Raw genomic sequence first — 18,966 nt, 5'->3', positions numbered from 1 at the left:
AGGCGTCAGGGCGGCCCGGGCATGATGGCGACATTCGCGGTTCGACAGCGGGCCGCGGCACCGCAAAGACAGGAAGACCATCATGAAGAAGACCCTTGCCATCGCCCTCATCGCCCTTGCCGCCGCCCCGGGCCTGGCCCTGGCCGGCGACGACGACGGCCGCAACCGCTGGGGCATCGACGCCCCGCGCGACCAGTGGATGAGCCTTGCCGACGTCACCGCGAAGATGGAAGCCGCCGGCTACACGATCCGGGAGGTCGAGATCGACGACGGCGTCTACGAGGTCGAGGGCCACGACGCCAACGGCGTGCGCATCGAGGCCGACGTGCATCCGGTGACCGGCGAGATCCTGCGCCGGGACGACACGCGCGGCAAGCGGGGATGAACAGCCCCCTGAACCAGGCGGAAACGGACGGCGCGATGCCGTCCGTCACGCCGGCAGGCGCGGATGCGGCCCCGGAAGCAGGCGGGACCGTGCGGGTCTGGGATCCGCTGGTGCGCCTGTTCCACTGGTCGCTGGTGGGGGCTTTCGCCCTCGCCTATGCGACGGCGGAAGAGGTGCAGCAGGTGCACGAGATCGCCGGCTACACCATCGCCGCGCTGCTGGCCCTGCGCATCGTCTGGGGCTTTGCCGGCCCGCAGCATGCGCGCTTTGCCGACTTCGTGCGCCCGCCGGGCGAGGTGCTGCGGTTTCTCGCCGACAGCCTACGGCTGAAGGCACGGCGGCATCTCGGCCACAATCCGGCCGGGGGAGCCATGGTTCTGGCGCTGATCGCGGCCATCGCCGGCATCTGCGTCACCGGCTACATGATGGAGACGCTGGCCTATCGCGACGCGAGGTGGCTGGAAGAGCTGCACGAGGTGCTGGCGAACGGCACGCTGGCGCTGATCTTCCTGCATGTGGCCGGCGTGCTGCTGGCCAGTTTCGAGCACCGGGAAAACCTGGTGGCGGCGATGTTCACGGGCCGCAAGCGCGCCTGAGACCTGCGATCCCGCCCGCCCTGCTCCTCGCCGACCTTACAAAGGCCAGACGAGGAGCAGCATCGGCACCGCCACCGCCGCCACGATCAGCTCCAGCGGCAGGCCGAGGCGCCAGTAATCGCCGAAGCCGAAGCCGCCCGGCCCCAGGATCAGCGTGTTGTTCTGGTGGCCGATGGGGGTGAGGAAGGCGCAGGAGGCGCCGATGGCCACCGACATCAGGAAGGCATCCGGGTTGACGCCGAGCGTCGCCGCGATGCCGATGGCGATGGGGCACATCACGGCCGCCGTCGCCGCGTTGTTCATGACATCCGACAGGAACATGGTGACGACCAGCACCATCGCCAGCGCCGCGACGGGATGGCCCTGCGCCAGGGTGCCGACCAGGAAGGTGGCGATGAGCTCGGCCGTGCCGGTCGCCTCCATCGCCCCGGCAACGGGAATGAGGGCGGCGAGGAGCACCACCACCGGCCAGTCGACGGCGGTGTAGACCGAGCGCAGCGGCACGGTGCGCAGCAGCATGGAGGCCAGCACGCCGGCGGCGAAGGACACGGCCGCCGGCAGCAGGCCGATGACCGTGACGAGGATCGACAGGCCGAGAATGCCGGCGGCGAGCAGCGCCTTGCGCTTGTCGGGAATGCGCAGTTCGCGCTCGGCCAGCGGCACGCAGCCGGTCTCCGCCGCGAATTCGGCCAGCACGTCGGCCGGTCCCTGCATCAAGAGCAGGTCGCCCGACTGCAGCTGCAGGGTGCGCAGGCGCGAGGTGGAGCGGCGGCCGTTGCGCGAGACGCCAAGCAGGTTGACGCCAAAGCGGCTGCGCAGGGCAAGGTCCCGGGCGGAGCGGCCGACCAGCGGCGATTCGGGCCGCACCACCAGCTCGCGCAGCACCACTTCCTCGGCTTCCGTATCGCGGCGGACCTCGCGCGCGTCCGATTCAGCGGAGCCCTCGCTCGCTTCGCTCTTGTCCGCGTCCGTCTCGCTCTCCTGCGGGCTTTCCGGCTCGACCGGTTCGGGCTCCGGCTCCAGCGCCACGTCGCCGAGGCTCGCGGCCTCGTCGATCTCGCGGCGGCGCTGCTCGTCTTCCTCGCGCCGGGCCTCCTTCTCGCGCACGCGCTCCTTCTTCTCCAGTTCCTCGTCGCGCGCCTTGACCTGCTCCTCCAGCTTGAGGTCGAGCTTGGACAGCGCCTCGGCGATGCCCTCGACATCCGCTTCCAGCACCAGGACGTCGCCGCCCTGGACGCGGCGGTTGCCGCGCGGGGCGCTGACGCGCAAGCCGCCGCGCACCAGGCCGACGATCTGGGCATCGGCCTTGTCCAGCTCGGCCTCGATCTGGTGCAGGTTCATGCCGTCGGCCTTGCCCTTTTCCTCCACCCGCACTTCCGTCAGGTAGGAGCCGACCTCGAAGGCCTCGCCGGCGGCCGCGCGGGTGACCGGCACCAGGCGCCAGCCGACCGTGACGATGAAGGCAAGGCCGGCCAGCGCCACGGCAAGGCCGACAGGCGCGAAGTCGAACATCGAAAAGCTGCCGCCGCCCCCGCCGGCGGAGGCACGGAAGCCCGAGACGATCAGGTTCGGCGGGGTGCCGATCAGCGTCGTCATGCCGCCGAGAATGGTGCCGAAGGCGAGCGGCATCAGCATGCGGCCGGGCGTCATGTCGAGCCGGCGGGCGAGCTGCAGCGCCACCGGCATCAGGAGCGCCATGGCGCCGACATTGTTCATGAAGCCGGAGAGCGCGGCGCCGAGGCCGGTCAACGCGGCAAGGCTGAGCGTGCGCCCGGCGCTGTCCGGCAGCACGGTGCGGGCCAGCACATCGACCGCGCCGGAGGTCTGCAGGCCGCGGCTGAGCACCAGCACGCAGGCGACCGTGATCACCGCCGGATGGCCGAAACCGGAGAAGGCCTCCTCGGACGGGACCAGGCCGGCGGCGACACAGGCGATGAGCGCGCCCATCGCCACCATGTCGTGACGCAGGCGGCCGGACAGGAAGGCGGCCATCGCAAGAGCGAGGATAACAAGGATCGCGATCTGGTCGCCGGTCATGGGCTGCTCCGAAGGGTTGCTCCAGAAAACTGTTTAGCGGCCCGAAGGTTGCACGGAAACACGGGAAGTCGTGACGCCGCGTCAGGGAGGCTTTACAAGCTCGTCAGAATTACTAGTTTTCTTCCGCAAAAGCACCGGGAGGGATCCATCGCCCCCTCTCGTTGGGGAGAACAGTGCGGGAGGCAAGGTGAGGGATACGATGAAGACCGGCCAGAAGCTGGAGGCCGGATGCGACTGCGCGATCTGCGGCACGCGCGAACGACGGATCGTCTCGCTGGTGGGGCGCGGGTTCCAGAAGCTGACCACCGTGATCTGCACCGGCTGCGGCCTGGTGCACAGCCATCCTATCCCCTCGCCGGAGGAACTGCAGCGGTTCTACGCCGACGACTACCGCAAGGCCTACAAGGGCACCCACAAGCCGAAGCTCAAGCATGTCTACCGCTACGCGCCGGGCGCGTATCAGCGGGTGGCGCAGCTGGCCGCGCTGGTCGGCCCGCATCAGCGCCGCTTCCTCGACATCGGCTCGGGCAGCGGCGAGATCCTCTACATGGCGCGCAAGGCGGGCTTCGAGGTGGCGGGCGTGGAGCCGAACACCGGCTATGCGGACTACACGCGCGAAGAACTCGGCCTGCCGGTCCAGAACTGCAACTACGAGCAGGCCGACCTGCCGCGCGAGCATTTCGACATTCTCAACCTGAACCACGTTCTGGAGCACCTGCCCGACCCGCTCGCCTCGCTGCGCTTCCTCAACACGCTGCTGCGGCCGCAAGGCATCCTGTGCGTTGCCGTGCCCGACATCTCCCAGGCCAGCCACGCGCCCTGGACCCGCTTCCACTACGCCCATATCCACAATTTCAGCCACGAAACATTGAAGGCGATGGTGCTGAAGGCGGGCTTCGAGATCCTGCCCGAAAGCAGCAGCAGCACGACGCTGATCGCCCGCAAGACGGGGGCGGCGTTCTGCGACATGCCACGCCCGATACCGGCGAACTACGAGATGCTGTGGAAGACGCTGACGGCGGAGCATGCGGGCGTTGCGCATGTGACCGGCAAGCGCGGCATCGTCCGGCTGCTGGGCAAGCTCTACCGCTATCCGCGCGACCACCTGATGGGCCGGCTGATGGGCTCGCCGCGCCGCATCCTCGACAAGGTGCATGCGCGCATGTGCGAGACCTACGGCACCTTGATGACCTTCGTCATCGCCGCCGTGTGAGGCCGGACGGCGCAAACGGGCGGGTCCCGCGTCGCGCCGGCGGCTATGCAACGCGGGGCAACTGACTTAAGAGGGCCAGCGGAGGGACGGGCTGACAGGACGAGGCCGGCAGAACATGGACGAGAGCGGCGACACGGGCGCGGCGGGAACCCCCGCAACGGCTCCCGATACAGCTCCCCAACCAGCTCCCGGCACGCTGGCGCTTTTCGATGCGCAGGCGGGAACGGCGCTGCTGTTCGACCGGCCGCGGCGGATCATCGCCTGCCGGCAGGTGAGCGAGGTCGAGACCGCACTCGCCGAGGCCGAAGCGGCCGCGCGCGCGGGCTTCCACGTTGCCGGATACATCGCCTATGAGGCGGGCTTCGCCTTCGAGGACAAGCTGCGGCCGCTGGCACCGAAGGACCCGGCGCTGGAGCTCGTACGTTTCGGCGTCTATGACGCGGCCGAACAGCTGGGCATGGGCGAGGCGCTCGAGCGGATCGGCGCCGGCGGCATCGCGCAAGAGGGATGCAGGCGAACGGATGCCCGTGTCGACGGCTTCGAGCTGACGCGCGAGGAGTACGATGCGGCCTTTGCCGCCGTGCGCGGTCATCTCGCCAAGGGCGATATCTACCAGGCCAACCTGACCATGCGGGCGCGCGGGCAGATCACCGGCGAGCCGGCGCGGCTGTTCGCCCGGTTGCTGCTGTCGCAGCCGGTCGGCCATGCGGCATACCTGCGCACCGACACCCATACCGTGCTGTCGCTGTCGCCCGAGCTCTTCATGGAGCGACGCGGCACACGCATCGCCACGCGGCCGATGAAGGGCACGGCACCGCGCGGGCGGGCGGACGAGGAAGACCGGCGGATCGCGCGGGCGCTCGCGAGCGACCCGAAGTCAAGGGCCGAGAACGTGATGATCGTCGACCTGATGCGCAACGACCTGTCGCGCATCGCGGAAACGGGAAGCGTCGAGGTGCCGCGCCTGTTCGAGGTCGAGCCCTATGCGACGCTGTTCCAGATGACCTCGACCGTGGAGGGCGAGGTCCCGGCAGAGACCGGGTTCGCCGCCTGCATGCGCGAGCTGTTTCCCTGCGGCTCGATCACCGGGGCGCCGAAACTGTCGGCGATGCAGATCATCCATAGCCTAGAGAGCGGGCCGCGCGGCATCTATACCGGCGGCATCGGCCATCTGGAGCCCTCCGGCGACTTCCGCTTCAACGTGGCGATCCGCACCCTGGCGGTAGACCGCAACGGCCGGTTCGAGGCGGGTGCGGGATCGGGGCTGGTGTTCGATTCCGCCAGCACGCCGGAATACGACGAGTGCCGGCTGAAGCTCGCCTTCCTGGAGCGCCGGGCGCCGGACTTCTCGCTGTTCGAGACGATGGCCTGGCACCCGGCGGAGACCCTCGATCCTCTGGACGGATACCTGCTGCTGGAGCGACATCTTAGCCGGCTCATCAACAGCGCCGCGCGGCTCGGCTTTCCGCTCGATGTGGAGGCCGCGCGGGCGCTGCTGGCAGGCCGGGCCGGCGCTTTCGACGGCCCGCGGCGGGTGCGGCTGGAGCTGGCCGGCAGCGGCAAGCTGTCGCTGGAGGACCGGGAGCTGCCGCCGGCTGTCTCGCATTGGACCGCGGTCCTCGCCGACGTGACGATGGCGGCCGACGATCCGCTGCTGCTGCACAAGACGACGCGGCGCGAGACCTATGACGGCACACGGGCGCGGCTTTGCGCCGCCACCGGCTGCGACGAGGTGATCTTCGCCAATGCCGAGGGTTTTCTGACCGAAGGAAGCTTCACGAACCTCTTCCTCGCGCGCGGCGGCCGGCTGCTGACGCCGGCGCTGCGGCACGGGCTGCTGCCGGGCACGCTGAGGGCCGCGCTGCTGGACACCGGGCGCGCGGTGGAAGCGGACCTGCGCCCCGAGGACCTGGCCCGCGCGGACAAGATCTATCTGGGAAATTCGCTCCGCGGCCTGGTGGAGACGCGAATCCAGTCGCGGGCAACGCTGGCCGCCGGCTGATCACGGATCACGGGCCCGGCCGGGTCCCGGTCCGGGGCTGGTGCCGCATCCGCGCCTTTGCCTTCGTCCCTGCCTTCGCGCCCGTCCGCATCCGCAGGCTCGCCCCGCACGATCTGTGGCCGGAAGTCGCCTTTCACGAGGCGGGCATACCGGTCGCCGGCCAGATGGCGGCGGAACGGGCTTTGCCGCAGCAGCGCCTCGCGGTGGGACAGTGCCGGGGCCGGCGCATCGGCCTCCCCCTGACTTTCGTCCCGTATTTCATCTCGCGTTTCGACCTGCACTTCGTCCCGGCTGTCTGCCGGCGTGCTCTCCGGCACCGGCCGTGCGGCGGGCTCCGCCGGATCGCGCGACCTGGAGGCGGAGGGCCAGGGCACGATCTCCAGCTCCGGCCAGGCGGCCTTCATCCGCAGCGCCTTGTCCATGTAGGTCGAGGCATTGTCGAGCACCGGGTTCGGCACCAGCCGCATGGCGAAGATGTCGGCGAGGCCGAACGGGGCGGCGAGCGACAGACGGCCGTCCGCCTCCAGCCGCACGGCGACCGAATGGGTGCGCGCGGCATAGTTGACCAGCGCCTCGTCGGTGCAGGAGAGCGGCGGATAGTCGATGCCGTGCTTTTGCCGGAACCACAGGGGCACGCGCGCCTGGTTGCGGATCTCCACCGGAGCCGGCAGGGCGGAAAAGCGCGGGCGGGCACGGGTGATCACCCGGTCCTCGGCCTCGTAGCTGGTGTCGGTGCCGTCGAAATAGAGCAGGTCGAAATCGCGGATGCCGTGGCCGGCGGGACGGCCGGTCAGCGCGTTCCAGACGGTCTGGTAGATGGCGCCGCTGGCCAGACGCCAGTCCGGCAGGGCAAGGCCGCGGGCAATCCGCAGCACCCGCATCACCACCGGATCCGTGCGCAGGATGAGCTCCAGGATCCGCCTGCGGTCATCCTCGCCCGTCAGCGAGGGATCGCCCAGCGTGGTGCGCCCGAAGGCAAGGCCCTGGCCAAGGGCGGGAGGCACGGCTTGCGCCGGCTTCATCGCATGACCCTCTCCTGATGCGCGCAGGCAATACCGCGCGTCGCCCCCTTGCCCGCAAGGATGAAGGGCACGCCCGCGCGGCGCAAGTCCCGTGACGGGCCGCCGCCCGGTCCGGGGCGGCAGCACAAGCGGCAGGCGCCGGCGTCAGCCGCGCAGGGTGCCGCCGGTCGCCTTTTCAACCGCGGCGCGGATCTTGGCGCCGACCGCGTCGATCTCCTCCTCGGTGAGGGTGCGCTCGCGCGGCTGCAGCGTCACGTCGATGGCCAGCGACTTGTGGCCCTCGGCAACGCCGGCACCGCGATAGACGTCGAACAGCGTGACATCGCTGATCAGGGTCTTCTCGGCGCCGCGCGCGGCCTTGAGCAGCCGGTCGGCGGTGACCGCCTCCTCGACCACGAAGGCGAAGTCGCGGCGCACCGGCATCAGGTCCGAGGCGGCGAAGGCGCCCTTGGAACGGCTGGCCTTGCCCTTGGGCAGCGGCACCGCGTCGAGATAGACCTCGAACACCGCGAGCCGGCCGTCGAGATCGAGCGCCCGGGCGATGCGCGGATGCAGCTCGCCGAAGCGGGCCAGCACCGTCTTGGGGCCAAGGCGCAGCTCGCCGGAGCGGCCCGGATGCAGCCAGGGCGCGCTTTCGGAGAAGACCATCAGCTTGTCGACCGGCGCGCCGATGGCGGCCAGAACCGCCTCGGCATCCGCGCGCGCGTCGAACACGCCGACCTGGGGCGCGTTGCCGGCCCAGTGGCGGTCGGCGCCGGTCATCACCGCGGTGCCGCGGCGCAGGCCGGCGGCCACCATCGACTGGCCCTGCGGCGTGTCGTCGGCAAAGACCTGGCCGACCTCGAACAGGGCGACGTCCGGATAGCCGCGATCGGCATTGCGCTGCGCCGCCGTGGCCAGACCCGGCACGAGGCTGGGGCGCATGTCCGACATGTCGGCGGAGATCGGGTTGGCAAGGCGCAGGACGGACGAGCCGCCGCCGAAGGCCTCGGCCTGATCCTGCGGAATGAAGGACCAGGTGACCGCTTCCTTCATGCCGCGCACGGCCAGCGCGCGGCGGGCCTGCGAGCGGCGGACCTGCGCCGGGGTGAGCATGCGGCCGGCAACGGTAGCCCCGCGCGGCAGCGGCGTGGAGGCAACCGAATCGAGGCCGACGATGCGCACGACCTCCTCGACCAGATCGGCCTTGCCGTGGACATCCGGGCGCCAGGACGGCGGGGCGACGCGCACGGTGTCTCCCGTGCCGGTGACCCAGAAGCCGAGACGGGTGAGCACGCCCTTGATCTCGGCCTCGGAGAGCTTGAGGCCGGACAGGCGCTTCACCTCGGCATAGGGGAACTCGATGCTGCGGTCCGTCTCCGGCACGGCGCCGGCGAGCTTCACCTCGCTCGGCGTGCCGCCGCACAGGTCCATGACCAGGCGGGTGGCAAGCTCCAGGCCCGGCACGCAGAAGGCGGGATCGACGCCGCGCTCGAACCGGTAGCGGGCATCGGTGTTGATGCCGAGCCGGCGGCCGGTGCGGGCGATGTTGGTCTCGTCCCACAGGGCCGATTCGATCAGCACGTCGGTGGTCTCGTCGGTGCAGCCGGACAGCTCGCCGCCCATGATGCCGGCAAGCGATTCCAAGCCGTTGTCGTCGGCGATGACGCAGATGCCATCGTCCACCTTGTAGGTGCGTCCGTCGAGCGCGAGAAGCTCCTCGCCCTCGCGGCCGCGCCGCACGACGAGGTCGCCCTTGACCTTGGCCGCGTCGAAGACGTGCAGCGGGCGGCCCCGGTCGAAGGTGACGTAGTTGGTGATGTCGACCAGCGCGTTGATCGGGCGCAGGCCGATCGCCTTCAGCCGCTTCTGCATCCACTCCGGCGAGGGGCCGTTCTTCACGCCGCGCACGAGGCGCAGGGCGAAGGTCGGGCAGAGCGGGGGCGTGTCGCCGAATTCCAGCCGCACGTCGACCGGGCACGGGCCCTGGCCCGGGATCTGGGCCGGGCGGTTTTCCTTCAGCTTGCCGAGGCCGACGGCCGCAAGATCGCGGGCGATGCCGGCAACGCCGGTGCAGTCCGGGCGATTGGGCGTCAGGCCGATCTCGATGACCGGATCGTCGAGCCCGGCATAGGCAGCGTAAGAGGTGCCGACCGGGGCGTCGTCGGGAAGGTCGATGATGCCGTCATGGGCGTCGGACAGCTCCAGCTCGCGCTCGGAACACATCATGCCGAAGCTCTCGACATCGCGGATCTTGCCGACGGACAGGGTCACGTCGATGCCGGGCACATAGTCGCCCGGGCGGGCAAGCACGCCGACGAGCCCGGTGCGGGCATTGGGCGCGCCGCAGACGATCTGCAGCGGCGGCTGGCCGTCGCCGGCATCGACGGTGAGCACGCGCAGGCGGTCGGCATTGGGGTGCTGGCGGGCCTCCAGCACCTTGGCGATGGTGAAGGGCTTGAGGCGGTCGGCCGGGTTGGCGACATCCTCGACCTCCAGACCGACGCGGGTCAGCGCCTCGACGATCTCGTCGAGGGTGGCGTCGGTCTCCAGGTGTTCCTTCAGCCAGGACAGAGTGAACTTCATGGTCTTGCGTCTCTTCGAATGTCTTGGCGGGACCGGCGCGGCGGGGCTCCGCGCGCCGGTGCGTGTCGCGTCAGTTCTGCGGCGTGAAGCGGTCCAGGTCCGGGACGATGGAGGCGCTGCCGTAATTGTTGGCGAAGCGGATGCCGATCTCGTGCAGGCGGTCGGTCCAGCGATGGATCGTCGCCTCGTCGATGCCGCGCCCGGTGGCGATGGCGTGGGAGGCCTCGACCTCCACCTGGTCGCGCAGCAGGCCAAGCTCGAGCATCGCCGCATCCTCGGCCCGGTACTTGTCGAGCCAGCCGAGCGTCAGGATCGCCACCATCACCAGCACGCCGGCGGCCGAGGTGACCGACGACCACTTGGCGATGCCGGAAATGCGGCGCTCGGCGGTGACCAGCACCATGGTCGCGATCGACAGGAAGGCGACGATGGCAACGGCGGTGAGGAAGCTCTCGTAATTGCTCTCCGCATTCACTTCCTGGCTGGCGCGCAAGGTGGTGATGCGGTCGCGCAGATACAGGATCGTGTCCGCCTGGGGGCCGAGCGACTCGCGGAAATAGTCGTCGCAATAGCGCAGCCGTCCGCGCTCCTGCGACTTGCCGGCGCAGGCCTCGACGAAGGAGACGGGCTGGGCCGTCTGGGCAGCCGCGGTCAGGGGCGCAGCAAGCCCCTGGACCAGCACGGCGAGCGCCAGCAGCGGCAGCACGAGCGCACGAAGGCGCGAAACGAGGGTACGGGCGATCATCGCGACAGGCCTCCGAACAGGGTCGGCAGGTCGAGCGGGCGGAAGCCGTAATGCTCGATCCAGCGGACATCCGCGTCGAAGAAGGCGCGCAGGTCCGGCATGCCGTATTTCAGCATGGCGATGCGGTCGATGCCCATGCCCCAGGCGAAGCCCTGGTAGACGTCCGGGTCGAGGCCGCAATTGCGGATGACATTGGGATGGACCATGCCGCAGCCGAGGATTTCCAGCCAGTCGTTGCCCTCGCCGATCTTCACCTCGTTGCCCGAGCGGTCGCAGCCGATATCGACCTCCATCGACGGCTCGGTGAAGGGGAAGTAGGAGGGGCGGAAGCGCATGCGCACCTCGTCGACCTCGAAGAAGGCCTTGCAGAACTCCTCAAGCACCCATTTCAGGTGGCCGATATGGCTGCTCTTGTCGATGACCAGGCCCTCGACCTGATGGAACATCGGCGTATGGGTCTGGTCGCTGTCGCAGCGATAGGTGCGGCCCGGGATGATCACCCGGATCGGCGGCTCCTGCGACATCATGGTGCGGATCTGCACCGGCGAGGTATGGGTGCGCAGCAGCATGCGCTCGCCGTCCGCCTTCTCGGGCAGGAAGAACGTGTCGTGCATCTCGCGCGCCGGATGGTCCGGCGGGAAGTTCAGCTGGGTGAAGTTGAGATGGTCGGTCTCGATGTCCGGGCCTTCGGCGATGGAAAAGCCCATGTCGGCGAAGATCGCGGTGAGCTCGTCGATCACCTGACTGACCGGGTGGATGCGCCCGGCCTCGGCCGGAGCGGCACGCAACGGCAGGGTGACGTCGACCCGCTCGGTCTCCAGGCGCGCGTCGAGCGCGGCATCCTGCAGCAGCTCGCGGCGGGCGGCGAGCGCATCGGTGACCCGGGTCTTGAGGCCGTTGATCGCCGGGCCCATCTCGCGCCGCTCGTCCGGCGACAGGGAGCCCAGGGTCTTCAGCTTCTCGGACACGGACCCTTTCTTGCCGAGGGCGGCGATGCGCACCTCTTCCAGCTCGGCCTCGTTCGACGCGGACGCGATGGCCGCGAGGATCGCAGTTTCAAGGGATTGCAGTTCGGACATGGCACCGTCGTGACTGGCGGCGCGCGGCCGGCATGCCGGCGCGGCACGTGTGAAGGGAAATTCGGGGGTCTTTTACCAGACTTTCGGCCGCTTTCCAGCGGCGGGGCGAAGACCGGCAACAGGAACGGGCCGGGAACCGGACACGGAACCCGGCACAGGGGTCAGCTCGGCAGCCGCCTAAATCGACCGCAGGCCGGGCCCTGATGCATCAGGCGGGACTGCAGGATGCGGAAACGTGCGGCATGGAGACGTTCGCCCGGCAACAGGTCGCGGCCGGCCGATGAAGGCCGGCACGTCGGTGCCGCGGAAAGGGCGGCCGGAGTGTAACCGAGAGCCACGTCTGGTCCTGCCGGGTTGCCGTTCGAAGGCTCTTTCCTTCGCAGATCGGCGGGCGGAAGGCAAGCGCCGGAAGCGCACCAAGGCACGCATCCGGCGCCGGCTCCGGCAGCTCTCGCGGGGGAGGCTCGCGGCAGGAGACGGGAGGGCGGGGCAGGCCCCGCCGCAGACCTATTTGGTCAACAGCAGCTTTTCGAAGCGGGTGATCGACAGCCGGTAGACCATGTCCTTGTGGCGGATATGGACCTCGCGAGCACCCTGGAACAGGGCGGAGCTGTCCAGTTCCAGCGGCTCCTGCGAGACTTTCGCCGTTTTCGGCAGGGTCAGGGTGCGCTGTTGGGTGCGCGGCCGCCGGCAGGCGGCGGCCTGGGCCTGAGAGGCGGGGTTCGCAGACTGGGACATGATCGACTTGCTCCTTCGATCGCTTGGGCCCTGGACGAGAATGGCCGGAAACTCCGGTTCAGCCGTCCGTGGTTTGGAATAGCTCTAAACTTGCGAACCGTTCGCAAGAATATTCTTGACTGAAATACTCATGTTTTATACGAAAGGCAATGTCCGTTTCGCCTCTCGCTGTGCCCGGAGACGGCAGACGGAGATCCAAGCGCCAGCCAGCTACCCGTCCACTCCCTCGACGGACAGCAAGCCACGCTCTTGACCAGCCGAATCGTGACCAAGCGTTTTCAACCTGTTTCAGGAAGGGGCACGGCTCCATGTGCGCCAGGGATGACAAGCTGCGAAAGGCGATCGAGACCGCGGTCGCCGCGCATTCGGGACGCACCCCGCTCGCCTGCGAGGAGATCGGGAGCGATGCCCAGGCCGCACGCAAGCGCATCGCGCTATGGGAGCAGGCCGACAGCGTCCACTGTTCCATCGTCGGCACCTGCGCCAGCGTCGCCGACCTGCGCCGGACCGCAAAAAAGACCGGCATCGACGTTTCCCCCGACACGCCCGACTACGACGTGCACGGCCATTTCGTGCGCCTGTCGACCACCGATTGCGCCTTCTCCCGCGCCTTCCAGAAACTGCTCGACGGCCGCTTCGAGGGCGCGCTGCGCCGGGTCGGCCGGTCGCGCACGGCGGCGGAACTGGAAGCCCTGTGGCGCGACATGTGCGACCGGGGCCAGGTCGGTCCCGCCTATTGGGCCTTCATGACGCACCAGCACGTGCCGGGCGCCTTGCGAGCGCGCATCTTCGGCGAGGTGCACATGTGGTCGCATCTGGCCGGAGCCTCGTTCCGCCAGAAGAACGAGGAGGCCGCGACCCTGCGCGACCAGCTGCAGGAGGCCGAGGACCGGGCACGGCGCGTGGAAAGCGGGCTGCGCGAGGCATTGGCCCAGCGCGACCGGGAACTGATCGAGCTGCGCGCGGCGCTGGCCAAGCTGAAGGCCGGACGGGCGGCGGACGAGGCGCGCCAGCCGGAGACGGCTGAGACGGCACCGGACGCAGCCTCCCTGCGCCGCCGGCTCGACAAGGCCGGACGCGCCCTGCAATCGGCACGGGTGCGCGCCCGCCAGGCGGAAGCGCGGTTGCGCGAGATCGACGACGAGACCCGGCGCCCCGCGCCCCAGCTCATGCCACGGCAGGCGCGGCCGATGGCGGCCCTCGCCGCAAGCCCGGCCCCTTTCGCCGTCGTCGGCTCTGCGGTCCGCGCACTCCCCGGACAGGGCGAGGCGGCAGCACGGCCCAAGGCGATCCTTTATGTCGGCGGCATGCACGGCCACCGCGACCGGCTGCGCGGCATTGCCGAGGCCTTCAACACCACATTCGTCCACCACGACGGCGGGGTGGAGGACGCACCGCAGCGCCTCGACCACCTGTTGCCGTCCGTCGACTGCGTCTTCTGCCCGGTCAATTGCGTCAGCCATGACGCCTGCCTGCGGGCCAAGAAGATCTGCCAGAAGCTCAACAAGCCTTTCGTGCCGCTGCGCAGCACAGGCCAGACCGCGTTCCGCAAGGCCCTGCAGGACCTTGTCGGCGAGCGGTCGGCGGCACAGTTTGCCCTGCAGGGGCCAGTGTCAGAAGAGGGAGAAACTATCTGATGTACATTGCCATGAACCGCTTTCGCGTGAAGTCCGGCAACGAGGACGCCTTCGAGGAGGTGTGGCGCAACCGCGACCGGCATCTTGGCACGATGGACGGCTTCGTCGAGTTCCACCTGCTGAAGGGACCGGACCGCGAGGACCATACGCTCTATGCCTCGCACACGATCTGGCGGGACAAGGATGCCTTCGTTGCCTGGACCAAGAGCCAGGCCTTCCGCGATGCCCACAAGGGCGCGGGCGACAACAAGCCGCTGTATCTCGGCCATCCGGAATTCGAGGGTTTCGAGACGGTGCTGGCCGAAAAGGCCTGACGCACCCGTTTCGCAGACACGGGTTCGGTGTCCTTTCAGGGGCAGGTTCCGCAAAGGGCCTGCCCCGTTTCGTTTTCTCCTCCCCGCACCGCCGCTTCGCCGTGCTGCGGGTGGCAAAGCGGCGAGAAAGATGCTTTAGCTCCCCGAAAGAAAGGCGACCGGAAGGCGGGTGCCCCTGCCCGGCCCTACTCCTCCTGGCCCATCGAAACGGAGATGTCATGAAGATCGACGGCGTTGCCCATCGCTCCATCTGGCCGGCAGAGCATGGCCGGTCGGTGCACATCATCGACCAGACGCAGCTGCCGCACCGCTTCGTCACGACCGAACTGGCGACGCCGGAGGCCGCCGCGACGGCGATCCGCGACATGTGGGTGCGCGGCGCGCCGCTGATCGGGGCCACCGCCGCCTATGGCCTGGCCATGGCGCTGGCGCGCGATCCCTCCGATGCGGGCCTGGCGCAGGCTGCCGCCATGCTGGCGGCGACACGGCCGACCGCGATCAACCTGCGCTGGGCGCTCGACGCGGTGACCGCAAGCGTCGCCCCGCTGCCCGAAGACCAGCGCGCGGCCGCCGCCTGGGCCAAGGCCGGCGAGATCTGCGACGAGGATGTGGAGGTCAACCACGCCATCGGCAGGCACGGGCTGTCGCTGATCCGCGAGATCGCCGCGCGCAAGGCCCCAGGCGAACCGGTGAACATCCTGACCCATTGCAATGCCGGGTGGCTGGCCACCGTCGACTGGGGCACGGCGACCTCGCCGATCTACCAGGCGCACGATGCCGGTATCCCCGTGCATGTGTGGGTGGACGAGACCCGGCCGCGCAACCAGGGCGCCGGGCTGACCGCCTGGGAACTGGGCCGGCACGGGGTGTCGCACCGGCTGGTGGTCGACAATGCCGGCGGCCACCTGATGCAGCACGGGCTGGTCGACATGGTGATCGTCGGCACCGACCGCACCACGGCGACGGGTGATGTGTGCAACAAGATCGGCACCTATCTGAAGGCGCTCGCGGCCCATGACAACGGCGTGCCGTTCCATGTCGCCCTGCCCTCCTCGACCATCGACTGGACCGTTCGCGACGGCCTGCGCGAGATCCCCATCGAGGAGCGCTCGGGCCGCGAGGTGACGCATCTGACCGGCCTGACGGAAGACGGCCGCAGCGAGACCATCGCCATCACGCCGCCGACGACGGAGGCGACCAACCCGGCCTTCGACGTGACGCCGGCACGGCTGGTGACGAGCCTGATCACCGAGCGCGGCATCTGCGCGGCCAGCGCCGACGGGCTCGCGAGCCTCTTCCCGGAGCGCCGCGCCGCGTCCTGACCGCGCAAGGGGGCACGCCCTCTTGCGCCGCGGGCAAGGGGCGGCGACACTGGCGGCAACGGCCCGGGCACGGTTCCGGGCCTTTCAGCCAGCCTCGCACGCCCCTTCTCCCAGGACACGACATCCGAATGAGCCAGATCCCCGTCTTCGACGGCCATAACGACACGCTGCTCAAGCTGGAGCTCGGCGCCGGAACGGCCCGCGAACGCTCGTTCTTCGAACGCGCGGCGCGCGATCACATCGACCTGCCGCGCGCCCGCCACGGCCGCTTCGCCGGCGGGCTCTTCGCCATCTATGTCCCCTCGCAGCTGGGGGATGCGCTGAAGGTGCGCTACGACCCGGACGATCCGGCGAACTTCGCCGAGGTGGCGCAGCCGGACGCGCTCGCCTTCACGCTGCGCATGTTCGCCCGCGCGCTGCGGCTGGAGCGGGAAAGCGCCGGCGAGGTGCGGATCTGCCGCGATGCCGACGAAATCCGCGCGGCGATGGCGGCCAAGAAGCTCGCCATGGTGATGCATGTGGAAGGCGCGGAGGCGATCGACGCCGACATGACCGCGCTGGAGGTGCTGCACGCCGCCGGCCTGCGCTCGCTTGGCCCGGTCTGGAGCCGGCCGAACATCTTCGGCGACGGGGTGCCGATGACCTGCCCCTCCTCCCCCGACACGGGACCGGGACTGACGGATGCGGGCAAGGAGCTGGTGCGCGCCTGCAACCGGCTGAAGATCATGGTCGACCTGTCGCATCTGACCGAAAAGGGCTTCTGGGACGTGGCGGCGATCAGCGACCGGCCGCTCGTCGCCTCCCATTCCAACGCCCATGCGGTCTGCCCCTCGGCCCGCAACCTGACCGACCGGCAGCTAGACGCCATCGCCGAAAGCCGCGGCCTTGCCGGGCTCAACTTCCATGTCGCCTTCCTGCGGCCGGACGGGGCCAACATCTCCGACACGCCGCTGGAGGTGATGGTGCGGCACACGGACCACCTGCTGTCGCGGCTCGGCGAGGACGGGGTGGCGCTGGGCTCGGATTTCGACGGCTGCATGGTGCCGCGCGCCATCGGCGACGTGTCCGGCCTGCCGGTGCTGCTGCAGGCCTTCCGCGAGGCGGGCTACGGCGAGGAGCTGATCGAGAAGATCGCCTGGAAGAACTGGCTGTCGGTGCTGGAGCGGACCTGGAACTGAGCGGCGCGCGCCTGTCTCACTCGTCGCCGAGCGGGCTTTCGGCGGCGATGCGCTCTTCCAGATACTGCGCGATGCTGGTGGCGACTGCATGCAGGCGGCGCAGCTCCGCCTCGCGGCGGGTGGCGGCCAGAACCTCGCACGGGCTGCCGCTGCGCGCGCCGTTGCCGAAGCGTCCCGTCCCGCGCACGATGAAACGATAGGCTGCGCCGTCCCGGGATTTGGGCGTGTGCAGGATGTCCCCCACATGCTGTTCGGCAAAACGCAGGCTGTCGTTCAAGGTCGGCAGGGACTGGACAAAGGCTGACATGACGCTCCCCGGAAATACCCTGCGGCAGGTCGGGCCCGCCGCCGCTTAAATGGTTAACGAAACCTTGCTCCGATTCGCTTCGGAGTCAAAAGCCTCAATGCCAAAGGCCCAATGTGTAGAATCCCTTATGCCCGCTGCGTTCCCGCAGGTCCGCCCCGCCGGCGGCGCGGGAACCGGGACGATTGACCACCGGCCGGGGCGCTGCGCATGATCGCGCCATGACCGCCGAGACACGCCCGGACGCCGAGCCGCAGGACCCGCCCTTCACCCGTTTCCGATCCGCCGTCCGCCGGCTCTATTTCGGCAGTTCGGCCCGCTCGCGGCGCTGGCGGATGGGGCTGTTGCTCTTCGACTTTCTCGCCATCGGCTATTTCTTCGCCTCGATCCTGTTCGGCCTCAGCGACACCGACAATCGGCTCGACTACGTCATCGGCGCGGTGATGCTGGCCGACTACCTGCTGCGGCTGGCCGCAGCCAGCCGGCCGCTCAAGGCGATGGTCAGCTTCATGGCGCTGGCCGATGCGGTAGTGATCGCCTCGCTGTTCGCCAGCGCGGTCGTGGAGGGGCTGGCCCTGCTCTTGGTGGTGCGCATGCTGCGGCTGCTGCGCTCCTATCACCTGATCCGCGAGCTGCAGGGGCACATGCCGTTCTTCCGCCGCAACGAGCAGGTGATCCAGGCGCTGGTCAACCTGACGGTGTTCATCTTCGTCGTCTCGGCGGCGGTGCATGTGCTGGAAAAGGGCCGCAACCCGGGCATCAATACCTTTCTCGACGCGCTCTACTTCACGGTGACGACGCTGACCACGACCGGGTTCGGCGACATCATCATGACCGACGAATACGGGCGGCTGCTGACCATCCTGATCATGATCGTCGGCGTCGGGCTGTTCCTGCGGCTGGTGCAGACGATCTTCCGGCCGCTGAAGGTCGCCCACAAATGCCCCGAATGCGGGCTGAGCCGGCACGATCCGGACGCCGTCCACTGCAAGCATTGCGGCATATCGCTCAACATCCCGACCGAGGGCGACTGGCGCTGAGCCGGTCGGGCCGCGTTCAGGCCGCGCCGCCCGGACCTTTGCGCGAGGGATGCTCCATCTCCTCGACCCTGCGGTCGTAGGACGGGTGCAGCGTGCCCATCACCCGGTCCCAGACCGAGAACGTGTTGCTGAAATTGCAGCGGAAATTCGAATGATGCTGGTCGTGAAAGGTGGTGCAGACCAGCGGCCAGGGCCTTCGCGCACCCGGCGAGGCGACATACTCGAAGCCGCAATGGCCGATCATGCCGCTGCCCTGGTCGTAGATCTTGTGCAGGATCAAGACGAGCGGCGGGATCGGCAGCACCAGCGGGGCCACCAGGAAATAGGCCTGCTCTGCCGCCGTGCCGAGGAACCCATCGGAATTGTTGGCCCAGGGCGTGGGCGTGACCGAGCGGTGGTGCAGGGCATGGAAACGGAACAGCGCCCTGGTGTGCATCGCCCGGTGGAACCAGTAGAACCAGGTGTCGTAGGCAATGGCGGAGACGAAGGACCAGCCGAGGAAGGAGAGCACCGTCAGTTCTCCCGGCTGGAACAGCGCATAGCCGTTGGCCTGCAGGCAGAGACCGCCCGCGACATATCCAGACACCGAGATCAGGGCGACGAGGCTGTGGCGGATTTCGGCGCCGGCCCGGTCCGAGCGCCGCGTCTCCTGGATGCGGCATTCCGGATGGCGGCGGTTTGCAGCGACCAAGGCCAGCCCGAACCCCAGATACAGCAGCAAGAGCACGGCGTAGGACGCCACCCAGACTTCAAGAAATCCCGACCAGCCGATCGGAAGCCAAATCATCC

Annotated in this window: 17 protein-coding genes; 9 read left to right on the top strand and 8 right to left on the bottom strand. The window is 69.1% G+C overall.

The features are described 5' to 3' along the window. Positions 1 to 82 precede the first annotated feature (82 nt). The gene (locus tag ACVJ6E_RS20585) at positions 83 to 385 is read left to right on the top strand and encodes a PepSY domain-containing protein (RefSeq protein ID WP_120270274.1); all 303 of its coding nucleotides are present in this window, start codon (positions 83 to 85) and stop codon (positions 383 to 385) included. Then, entirely contained in the window at positions 382 to 981 is a 600-nt protein-coding gene (locus ACVJ6E_RS20580) for a cytochrome b/b6 domain-containing protein (protein ID WP_120270275.1), read from the top strand. Before ACVJ6E_RS20585 ends, ACVJ6E_RS20580 begins: the two co-directional genes overlap by 4 nt. Before the next feature lie 36 nt (positions 982 to 1,017). On the opposite strand, the gene ACVJ6E_RS20575 is transcribed toward ACVJ6E_RS20580, so the two are convergent. Continuing rightward, positions 1,018 to 3,018: an SLC13 family permease gene (locus ACVJ6E_RS20575; RefSeq protein ID WP_120270276.1), complete on the bottom strand. Its 2,001-nt coding sequence runs from the start codon at positions 3,016 to 3,018 to the stop codon at positions 1,018 to 1,020. Positions 3,019 to 3,205: 187 nt separating this feature from the next. Between ACVJ6E_RS20575 and ACVJ6E_RS20570 the strand changes: the two genes are divergently transcribed. Together ACVJ6E_RS20570 and pabB are read left to right on the top strand one after the other, a co-directional pair. Next, the gene (locus ACVJ6E_RS20570; RefSeq protein ID WP_147421902.1) at positions 3,206 to 4,231 is read left to right on the top strand and encodes a class I SAM-dependent methyltransferase; all 1,026 of its coding nucleotides are present in this window, start codon (positions 3,206 to 3,208) and stop codon (positions 4,229 to 4,231) included. A 115-nt stretch (positions 4,232 to 4,346) separates the two neighbouring features. After that, positions 4,347 to 6,233 (top strand): aminodeoxychorismate synthase component I, encoded by a 1,887-nt coding sequence (pabB, locus tag ACVJ6E_RS20565; RefSeq protein WP_120270278.1) that lies wholly within the window; start codon positions 4,347 to 4,349, stop codon positions 6,231 to 6,233. On the opposite strand, the gene ACVJ6E_RS20560 is transcribed toward pabB, so the two are convergent. From ACVJ6E_RS20560 to hemP, 5 genes are all read right to left on the bottom strand, one after another. Next, complete coding sequence (locus ACVJ6E_RS20560) at positions 6,161 to 7,255, bottom strand: nucleotidyltransferase family protein (protein ID WP_120270279.1); 1,095 nt, start codon at positions 7,253 to 7,255, stop codon at positions 6,161 to 6,163. The genes pabB and ACVJ6E_RS20560 overlap by 73 nt on opposite strands. A gap of 144 nt (positions 7,256 to 7,399) precedes the next feature. Then, positions 7,400 to 9,820: a phenylalanine--tRNA ligase subunit beta gene (pheT, locus tag ACVJ6E_RS20555; RefSeq protein ID WP_120270280.1), complete on the bottom strand. Its 2,421-nt coding sequence runs from the start codon at positions 9,818 to 9,820 to the stop codon at positions 7,400 to 7,402. A gap of 70 nt (positions 9,821 to 9,890) precedes the next feature. Continuing rightward, positions 9,891 to 10,565 (bottom strand): phenylalanyl-tRNA synthetase subunit alpha, encoded by a 675-nt coding sequence (locus tag ACVJ6E_RS20550; protein WP_185924108.1) that lies wholly within the window; start codon positions 10,563 to 10,565, stop codon positions 9,891 to 9,893. After that, a complete protein-coding gene (gene pheS / locus ACVJ6E_RS20545; protein ID WP_120270281.1) occupies positions 10,562 to 11,644 on the bottom strand; it encodes a phenylalanine--tRNA ligase subunit alpha in 1,083 nt (360 codons plus the stop codon). The genes ACVJ6E_RS20550 and pheS overlap by 4 nt, the downstream gene beginning before the upstream one ends. A 507-nt stretch (positions 11,645 to 12,151) precedes the next feature. Beyond that, positions 12,152 to 12,382, bottom strand: coding sequence for a hemin uptake protein HemP (gene hemP, locus ACVJ6E_RS20540; RefSeq protein WP_120270282.1), 231 nt, complete (start codon positions 12,380 to 12,382; stop codon positions 12,152 to 12,154). 308 nt (positions 12,383 to 12,690) lie between these two features. On the opposite strand from hemP, the gene ACVJ6E_RS20535 reads away from it, so the two are divergent. The 4 genes from ACVJ6E_RS20535 (at position 12,691) to ACVJ6E_RS20520 (ending at position 16,833) form a co-directional block, all read left to right on the top strand. Next, the gene (locus ACVJ6E_RS20535; protein ID WP_120270283.1) at positions 12,691 to 14,019 is read left to right on the top strand and encodes a DUF2325 domain-containing protein; all 1,329 of its coding nucleotides are present in this window, start codon (positions 12,691 to 12,693) and stop codon (positions 14,017 to 14,019) included. Next, the gene (gene hmuQ, locus ACVJ6E_RS20530) at positions 14,019 to 14,333 is read left to right on the top strand and encodes a heme-degrading protein HmuQ (protein WP_120270284.1); all 315 of its coding nucleotides are present in this window, start codon (positions 14,019 to 14,021) and stop codon (positions 14,331 to 14,333) included. Before ACVJ6E_RS20535 ends, hmuQ begins: the two co-directional genes overlap by 1 nt. 218 nt (positions 14,334 to 14,551) lie before the next feature. Next, positions 14,552 to 15,655, top strand: coding sequence for an S-methyl-5-thioribose-1-phosphate isomerase (mtnA, locus tag ACVJ6E_RS20525; RefSeq protein WP_120270285.1), 1,104 nt, complete (start codon positions 14,552 to 14,554; stop codon positions 15,653 to 15,655). Positions 15,656 to 15,783: 128 nt separating this feature from the next. Then, positions 15,784 to 16,833, top strand: coding sequence for a dipeptidase (locus ACVJ6E_RS20520; protein ID WP_120270286.1), 1,050 nt, complete (start codon positions 15,784 to 15,786; stop codon positions 16,831 to 16,833). Positions 16,834 to 16,849: 16 nt separating this feature from the next. Here ACVJ6E_RS20520 and ACVJ6E_RS20515 read toward each other — a convergent pair whose 3' ends face one another. Then, complete coding sequence (locus ACVJ6E_RS20515; RefSeq protein ID WP_120270287.1) at positions 16,850 to 17,140, bottom strand: hypothetical protein; 291 nt, start codon at positions 17,138 to 17,140, stop codon at positions 16,850 to 16,852. 218 nt (positions 17,141 to 17,358) lie between these two features. Between ACVJ6E_RS20515 and ACVJ6E_RS20510 the strand changes: the two genes are divergently transcribed. Continuing rightward, the gene (locus ACVJ6E_RS20510; RefSeq protein WP_120270288.1) at positions 17,359 to 18,177 is read left to right on the top strand and encodes a potassium channel family protein; all 819 of its coding nucleotides are present in this window, start codon (positions 17,359 to 17,361) and stop codon (positions 18,175 to 18,177) included. Between the two features lie 16 nt (positions 18,178 to 18,193). Here ACVJ6E_RS20510 and ACVJ6E_RS20505 read toward each other — a convergent pair whose 3' ends face one another. After that, entirely contained in the window at positions 18,194 to 18,964 is a 771-nt protein-coding gene (locus ACVJ6E_RS20505; RefSeq protein ID WP_120270289.1) for a sterol desaturase family protein, read from the bottom strand. Positions 18,965 to 18,966: the final 2 nt, after the last annotated feature.

The sequence above is a fragment of the Stappia sp. G46H5W genome, from assembly GCF_058448995.1.
Note: the sequence above shows the minus strand (reverse complement) of the source record. Positions and strands in the feature narration are given on the sequence as shown.

What these genes read in the sequence shown, in the direction of transcription:
- pabB (WP_120270278.1), top strand. Translation starts at nt 4,347, where the DNA reads ATGGACGAGAGCGGCGACACGGGCGCGGCGGGAACCCCCGCAACGGCT.
- ACVJ6E_RS20550 (WP_185924108.1), bottom strand. Translation starts at nt 10,565, where the DNA reads ATGATCGCCCGTACCCTCGTTTCGCGCCTTCGTGCGCTCGTGCTGCCG.
- ACVJ6E_RS20580 (WP_120270275.1), top strand. Translation starts at nt 382, where the DNA reads ATGAACAGCCCCCTGAACCAGGCGGAAACGGACGGCGCGATGCCGTCC.
- ACVJ6E_RS20515 (WP_120270287.1), bottom strand. Translation starts at nt 17,140, where the DNA reads ATGTCAGCCTTTGTCCAGTCCCTGCCGACCTTGAACGACAGCCTGCGT.
- pheS (WP_120270281.1), bottom strand. Translation starts at nt 11,644, where the DNA reads ATGTCCGAACTGCAATCCCTTGAAACTGCGATCCTCGCGGCCATCGCG.
- ACVJ6E_RS20510 (WP_120270288.1), top strand. Translation starts at nt 17,359, where the DNA reads ATGACCGCCGAGACACGCCCGGACGCCGAGCCGCAGGACCCGCCCTTC.
- ACVJ6E_RS20575 (WP_120270276.1), bottom strand. Translation starts at nt 3,018, where the DNA reads ATGACCGGCGACCAGATCGCGATCCTTGTTATCCTCGCTCTTGCGATG.
- ACVJ6E_RS20505 (WP_120270289.1), bottom strand. Translation starts at nt 18,964, where the DNA reads ATGATTTGGCTTCCGATCGGCTGGTCGGGATTTCTTGAAGTCTGGGTG.
- hmuQ (WP_120270284.1), top strand. Translation starts at nt 14,019, where the DNA reads ATGTACATTGCCATGAACCGCTTTCGCGTGAAGTCCGGCAACGAGGAC.
- ACVJ6E_RS20520 (WP_120270286.1), top strand. Translation starts at nt 15,784, where the DNA reads ATGAGCCAGATCCCCGTCTTCGACGGCCATAACGACACGCTGCTCAAG.
- hemP (WP_120270282.1), bottom strand. Translation starts at nt 12,382, where the DNA reads ATGTCCCAGTCTGCGAACCCCGCCTCTCAGGCCCAGGCCGCCGCCTGC.
- pheT (WP_120270280.1), bottom strand. Translation starts at nt 9,820, where the DNA reads ATGAAGTTCACTCTGTCCTGGCTGAAGGAACACCTGGAGACCGACGCC.
- mtnA (WP_120270285.1), top strand. Translation starts at nt 14,552, where the DNA reads ATGAAGATCGACGGCGTTGCCCATCGCTCCATCTGGCCGGCAGAGCAT.
- ACVJ6E_RS20560 (WP_120270279.1), bottom strand. Translation starts at nt 7,255, where the DNA reads ATGAAGCCGGCGCAAGCCGTGCCTCCCGCCCTTGGCCAGGGCCTTGCC.
- ACVJ6E_RS20535 (WP_120270283.1), top strand. Translation starts at nt 12,691, where the DNA reads ATGTGCGCCAGGGATGACAAGCTGCGAAAGGCGATCGAGACCGCGGTC.
- ACVJ6E_RS20585 (WP_120270274.1), top strand. Translation starts at nt 83, where the DNA reads ATGAAGAAGACCCTTGCCATCGCCCTCATCGCCCTTGCCGCCGCCCCG.